Annotated in this window: 4 protein-coding genes; 3 read left to right on the forward strand and 1 reads right to left on the reverse strand. The window is 62.1% G+C overall.

Annotated features, from left to right (window positions below; all coding sequences use genetic code 11):
- Nucleotides 1-106: 106 nt before the first annotated feature.
- Entirely contained in the window at nt 107-1,432 is a 1,326-nt protein-coding gene (locus V7M64_RS22120; protein WP_333682313.1) for a PLP-dependent aminotransferase family protein, read from the reverse strand.
- Between V7M64_RS22120 and V7M64_RS22125 the strand changes: the two genes are divergently transcribed.
- The 3 genes from V7M64_RS22125 to V7M64_RS22135 form a co-directional block, all read left to right on the forward strand.
- Nucleotides 1,404-2,147 (forward strand): LysE family translocator, encoded by a 744-nt coding sequence (locus V7M64_RS22125; protein WP_333682314.1) that lies wholly within the window; start codon nt 1,404-1,406, stop codon nt 2,145-2,147. The two genes, V7M64_RS22120 and V7M64_RS22125, sit on opposite strands and share 29 nt — an antisense overlap.
- 26 nt (nt 2,148-2,173) lie before the next feature.
- A complete protein-coding gene (locus tag V7M64_RS22130; RefSeq protein ID WP_333682316.1) occupies nt 2,174-2,581 on the forward strand; it encodes a VOC family protein in 408 nt (135 codons plus the stop codon).
- A 210-nt stretch (nt 2,582-2,791) separates the two neighbouring features.
- A partial coding sequence (locus V7M64_RS22135) for a transglycosylase domain-containing protein (RefSeq protein ID WP_333682318.1) occupies nt 2,792-4,737 on the forward strand: 1,946 nt, incomplete at its 3' end.

A 4,737-nucleotide genomic window follows, 5' to 3' on the forward strand; every position in this document is an offset into this window, starting at 1 on the left:
GATCGCGCGACCAGCGCAAAGCGCCACCTCCTGACGGATGCGCAAGGCATTTCGCCGTGATTGATCCTGACTGACGCCAACCATACGAAGCCTGAAGATCGCCCGGTTACTGCCCGACCACTTCCCGGATTTCACAAAGGGCCCGCTGGAGCGTTCCCAGCCCAATCGATCCCAGCGCCACCCGCAATGCGTGAGGGACGTGAGGCGTTACGGCAAATGGCTCGGCGGTCGCCACCAATATCCCCTTGCGCTCAAGTTCGGCAACGACACGGTCGGCGCGCAAGCCTTCGCCGAGTTCCAGCCAAAGGTAATAGGAACAAGGGTGGGCAATGACCGTGTAGCCCTGCAAAACCTGGCGGGCAAGGTCCTGGCGCTGCCTGGCGTCTTTGCGCTTGCGGTCTTCCAGGGCATCCACCGTACCCGCTTCGATCCAGCGGCAGGCCAGGGCGACGGTCAGCGAAGGGGTGTTCCAGGTGGATACGCGAATGGCCTGTTCGAGGGCGGGAATGTGAGCGTGGGGCGCCGCGACAAATCCAAACCTCAATCCGGACGCCACGCTCTTTGAAAGGCCCGACACATAGATGGTCCGATGCGGGGCTTGGGTGAACACGGGCTTTGGCGATGGCTCGGCGAGGAAGGCATAGGCGCCATCCTCGACGATCAGGAAATCGTGCGCGTCGGCAAGCGCCGCTAGGCGGGCGCGATCCTGCTCCGACATGACCGTTCCCAGCGGATTGTGCAGCGTGGGCATCGTGTAGATGGCCCGCACGGGCCGCCGCTTGCAGAGCGCGGCCAGAGCATCAAGGTCAGGACCGCCGGCGGACTGGGGTAGCGGCTCGAGGTCCAGCCGGTACGCGTGCGCCAGCGCCTTCATGCCGGGATAGGTGAGGGCATCGACTGCCAGTACGTCGCCCGGCTTGAACAGGGCCATGACGGTCACAGCCAACCCTTGCTGAGCGCCGTTGACGATCAGTATCTGGTCGCCGCCGACGCGGATATCCCGGTTCCGCAAATGCCTGGCCACGGTCTGCCGCTCATGCGGCCGACCGCCCTGGGGCGCCGAATGCAACAGGGAATCGAGATCACCCGACACGGCCAGGCTGCGCAGGCCCTCCCGCAATATTTCGGCCTGGTCCGGCAGAGAGGGGTAATTGAAGGTCAGGTCCACCGCACCGGCCTTGAGCGGCTGCTGCTCCAGCCCCAGCCCGCGTGGCAGAGAGGTATCGCGTACGAAGGTGCCGCGACCGGGTTCGCAGGCCACCAGCCCGACCGCCTCGAGTTCGCCGTATACCCGCAAGGCCGTGGCCAGCGCGACGCGATGCTCCTGCATCAGCGCGCGAACTGTAGGCAACTGCATGCCCGGTAATAGTTCGCCCGCGTGGATACGCGCCGCCATCCCATCCATGATCGACTTGTATCGCGCCTTGGTCATGGTTGTATCTAGAACAATTTTTTGGTTGTATCAGGTGATGGTCTTACTCTATCAGCATTCAACCAACAGGCAGCGGGCAAGAGGCATGACGGATTTAGCAACCCTTTCTGTATTCGCCGTGGCGGTTATGTTTCTGCTGATATCCCCCGGGCCCAATATGATGTTCGTGGTCGCCCACGGCGCGACGTATGGCTGGATGGGCGGCGTGGCTTCGGCGCTGGGCATTGGCGCGGCGGACCTGGTGCTGACGGTACTGACCGCAACCGGCATTGCGGCGGTGGTCGGCAGCATGCCCGCGGCTTTCGACGTGATTCGCTTTTGCGGGGCCGCGTACCTTTTGTGGATGGCCTACAAGTGCGTGCAGGCCCCGGCGGCACCAGGCGGGGCCATCGCGTCGCAGGCGACGCTGAAAGCCGTGTTCGCGCGTGCCATGCTGAACAGCCTGCTGAACCCCAAGGCTTTGCTGTTCTTCGTGGTATTTCTCCCGCAATTCGTCGTGCCGGGTCATGGGCCGGTCGCCTGGCAATTGCTGATCCTAGGGACCGTGCTGACCACGATTGCCATCGTGTTCCACGCCGCCCTCGGCGCGGGCAGCGGCGCTGTCCGCCGCTTTCTCGATGGGAATCCGAAGTTCGCTCGCCTGCAATCGTTGGGGCTCGCCACCGTACTGGTGCTGCTGGCCCTCCGGCTGATCGTGATGGCGCGTCCGGATTAAGTAGCAGGGCGCGCAAGGAGACCCCAATGTTCAGCCACATTACGGTCGGTTGCGCCAATCTGGAGCGTGCGGCCGCGTTCTATGACGCGGTGCTTATCCCCCTCGGCCTGGTACGGCGGGTGGTAGCAGCGGATGGCGGCCCTCCCGCGGCATGCTGGGTTCGCCCCGGACACTCGCTGCCAAGGTTCTACATCTACCTGCCCTTCGACGGCAATACGGCCAGTGCCGGAAATGGCAGCATGGTAGCCTTCGCCGCACCGTCGCACGCGGCCGTCGACACCGCCTATATGGCAGGGCTGGCCAAGCGCGGAAACTGCGAGGGAGAACCCGGACTGCGTCCGCACTACGGCCAGGGGTACTACGGCGCCTACCTGCGCGATCCGGATGGCAACAAGGTGCACATCGTCTATCGCGGCGATATCGCCGAGCCCTGAGGGCTGCTGTTGAATTGGATGCAAGGATACAGTCGTGGCCACGATTCCTCTGGAACAAGAACTTTTCATAGCCCAACGCGTAACACACTGTGGCTCAACGCGAAACAAATGTAATCGTCTGTAAATGCCGCGCACCGCGGCGCTCCTGGGCGAGTTCGGCGACGTCGCGCTTTGGTACGATCGCGCTCTTTCCGCCAGCCGCTTGCCACCGTGAATCGCCGTTATATATTGTTGTTTCGTGAGTCTTGCGCGCGGTGGCTCGCGCAACTCCGACCACTGGCCGCTATTGCCTTCACGCAAGCCAGAGTCATTCTTCGGAGCGCGCTGTATCGCTTACGACACCCAACGCGACGTGGCATCGTCCTGACGCTTGCCGCATTGCCAGCAGTCTTTCTGCTGTACGTGCTTGTGATCGTGCCTTTTACCCCGAGCATCGGCGACATCCGAAAGGCCCGTGTCGATCAGCCAGCCCTGATCGTCTCGGCAGATGGCAAGCTGCTTGCTGAATTCAAGCCGGTCAATCGCGAGTGGGTGTCGCTCAGACAGATCTCGCCATACATGGTCGATGCCCTGATCGCAACGGAAGACCGCCGCTTCTACGAGCATCATGGCATCGACTGGAAACGGACCCTGTCGGCCGCGCTGCATACCTTCTCTGGCGACAGGCAAGGTGGATCGACAATCACCCAGCAACTTGCGCGAAATCTGTACCCTGACGGGATCGGGCGTGCGCCGACCCTCACGCGCAAACTGAAGGAAGCGATCACCGCATTCAAGATCGAAGCGGTGTATAGCAAGGATCAGATCCTTGAGACGTACCTGAATACGGTGCCGTTTCTGTACAACGCATTCGGCGTGGAGATGGCCGCACGCACTTATTTTGGCAAATCGGCCGGCCAGCTCGATGTGCTTGAGAGCGCCACGCTCGTTGGCATGCTGAAGGCAAACAGCACCTACAATCCGATCTTGAATCCGGAGCGTGCTCTGCAGCGGCGGAACACCGTACTGGGGCAAATGAACAAGTATGGGACGCTCAAACCAGATGCTTATAACCGGTTGACACGACAACCGCTGCGCGTGGATTTCGAGATGCAGACCGCGCCCCTCGGCGCCGCACCGCATTTTTCCGCACAACTGCGCAAATGGCTGATCGCATGGGCTGACCGTAACGGGTACAACATCTATGCAGACGGTCTGGTTGTGCGCACCACCATTGATTCCCGCTTGCAAGCCATGGCGACGCAAGCCTTGGACTGGCAGACGAAGCAATTGCAGTGGATTGCGAGCGGTGCATGGAGCGAGCGCACTGGCTGTTGGCCGGGCGGCGACCTGTTCCAGGCATTCATTCGACAGACTCCTGAGTACCGCGCCGCACGGGATGCTGGCCATTCGGATCCGACTGCACTCAAGAAGCTCGGCGCGGACCCGACGTTCGTCCGCGCGTTGTGCCGCAGCAAGACGCAGATCCAGGCGGGCTTTGTCGCGATTGACCCGCGCAACGGCAATATCAAGGCATGGGTGGGCAGTCGAAATTTCAGTGAAGTGCCGTTTGACCACGTACAGCAGGCCCGACGTCAGCCGGGTTCAACTTTCAAACCATTCGTCTACGGCGCGGCCTTCGCAGACGGCGTACGGCCGAGCGATACGATCGTCGACCAGAACGTCGCTATTCCGTTGAAGGGGCAGGGTATCTGGCAGCCTACAGATGCTGAGCCGGCGACTAACCGACCTATGACGTTGCGCGACGCGCTCGTATATTCGCGCAACCGCGTCACGGCCCAGCTAATGCAAAGGGAGCGCCCGGAAAAGGTCGCGCGCCTTGCGCGAGCGATGGGTGTGCGTGAGAGCCCGCTCGATGCCGTGCCATCACTCGCGCTTGGTACGAGCCCGGTTACCCTCAAGGAAATGGTCGCGGCGTATGGGACGATTGCAAACCGCGGTGCTTACATGGAACCGCGTATGGTCACGCGCATCGAGCGGCGTGATGGCACGGTGCTGGCCGACTTTCCGGACGCATCGCCGGAACAGGCATTGGCGGCAGACGCGGCGCAAACGCTCGTCGATGTCATGCGCGATGTCGTCAGCCGCGGCACTGGAGCAGATATCCGGCGGCGCTTCGGGATTCGTGCTGATGTGGCCGGCAAGACTGGCACTAC

The organism is Dyella sp. (assembly GCF_036746095.1).
Classification (GTDB): domain Bacteria; phylum Pseudomonadota; class Gammaproteobacteria; order Xanthomonadales; family Rhodanobacteraceae; genus Dyella_B.

Coding starts and splice junctions, on each gene's coding strand:
- V7M64_RS22125 (WP_333682314.1), top strand. CDS start 1,404: ATGATCGACTTGTATCGCGCCTTGGTCATGGTTGTATCTAGAACAATT.
- V7M64_RS22120 (WP_333682313.1), bottom strand. CDS start 1,432: ATGACCAAGGCGCGATACAAGTCGATCATGGATGGGATGGCGGCGCGT.
- V7M64_RS22130 (WP_333682316.1), top strand. CDS start 2,174: ATGTTCAGCCACATTACGGTCGGTTGCGCCAATCTGGAGCGTGCGGCC.